This is a genomic window from Actinosynnema sp. NPDC023658, from assembly GCF_040639995.1.
Classification (GTDB): Bacteria; Actinomycetota; Actinomycetes; order Mycobacteriales; family Pseudonocardiaceae; genus Actinosynnema.
Genome location: NZ_JBFAAX010000731.1, coordinates 1551 through 2862, shown reverse-complemented (window position 1 = coordinate 2862; position 1312 = coordinate 1551). Strand labels below are relative to the sequence as shown.

General features: G+C 70.1%; 2 protein-coding genes. One reads left to right on the top strand and one right to left on the bottom strand.

Features of this window, described 5'->3' with window-relative positions:
• A partial coding sequence (locus tag AB0G02_RS33910; RefSeq protein WP_360802571.1) for a phosphopantetheine-binding protein occupies positions 1-588 on the top strand: 588 nt, incomplete at its 5' end.
• Between the two features lie 69 nt (positions 589-657).
• Here the strand turns inward: AB0G02_RS33910 and AB0G02_RS33905 are convergent.
• Positions 658-1164: a nuclear transport factor 2 family protein gene (locus AB0G02_RS33905; protein ID WP_360802568.1), complete on the bottom strand. Its 507-nt coding sequence runs from the start codon at positions 1162-1164 to the stop codon at positions 658-660.
• Positions 1165-1312: the final 148 nt, after the last annotated feature.

Sequence of the window (1312 nt, the reverse complement as noted above, 5' to 3'; positions counted from 1 at the left end):
GCCGCGCTGGCCGACGACGGCCCCGCCCTGGTGCCGCTGCGGCTGGACCCGACCGCGCTGCCCGACCGCCCCCTGTTCGGCCTGGTCCGCCGCAGCGACCGACCGCGGCCGGTCCTGGTGCGGCACCGGCCCACCACCCCGGTCGAGGTGCTCGACCTGGTGCGCACCGAGGTCGCGGCCGTACTCGCCCGGCCCGATCCCGGCGAGCTGGACGTGGAGCGCGGCTTCCTGGACATGGGCTTCGACTCGCTGACCGCGGTGGAGCTGCGCAACCGGCTCGCCGCCGCCACCGGCCTGAGCTTCCCCGGCACGCTGACGTTCGACCACCCGACCCCGCGCGCCCTCGCCGCGCACCTGACCGGGCTGCTCGCCCCGACGGGACCGGACTGGACGCCGCTGCTGGCCCGGTTGGAAGGCTCGCTGCCCGCCGACGACGACGCGCGAGCCAGGCTCGTCGACCGGCTGGAGGACCTGCTGGGCAGGTTGCGGGACGAGCCGGGCCCGGCGGACGGGGTGGCGGACAAGATCGCGTCCGCCGACGACGACGAGATCTTCGACTTCATCGACAACGAGCTCGGGATCGGGTGAGACCCGAACAGCCACAGGCCCGACCGATCCGGTCTGGCCTGTGGCTGTCGCGTTCCACCGCCGGGGGCGTCAGTCGTACTTGTGCGCCTCCGCCGTCTGGATGGGGTTCGCGTACGTGCGGGACAGCACGATCTTCCCGTCCCGGACCTTCAGCACGATGATGGAGCCGAGCCTGAACGGGTCACCGGTGGCCTGGATCGTCGCGTCGAGCACGTACTCGGCGACCAGCACCTCCGGGTCCGCGGTGTCGTAGACCGCCGTGACGGTGAAATCGCTCCACCGCGCCTGGGAAGCCGCGACGGATTTCTTCAGGTGCTCTCGGATCGCCTCGCCGCCGTTCAACGCTTTCGGCACACCGGGCGGCGCGAAAGGCAGTTCGAAAGCTCCGTCCTCGGCATAGAGGTCACCTACCGACGGATCGTTCTCAATGGTGCGGGAGCGCAACTGCTCCAGGACTTCACGAGCGGTGGGAGTGGTCATGGCGAAAAAGTACCGAGCCGCGCCGAAACGTGTCCAGAATGCGCTGTCGATGGAAAAGCCCGGCTTTAGCGCGGTTTTGGCCGTGCGACCGACCATGGGATCATGGCACTCGACAAACCGCTGACCGACGGCAGTGTCGGCATCCGCAACGGCAGGCACGTCATCCGGTTCGCGCGACGGACGTCCCACCCGATCGAGCACGTGTGGCGGACGCTGACCGAGCCGGAGCTGATCGCCTACTGGC

Coding starts and splice junctions, on each gene's coding strand:
- AB0G02_RS33905 (WP_360802568.1), bottom strand. CDS start 1,164: ATGGTCGGTCGCACGGCCAAAACCGCGCTAAAGCCGGGCTTTTCCATC.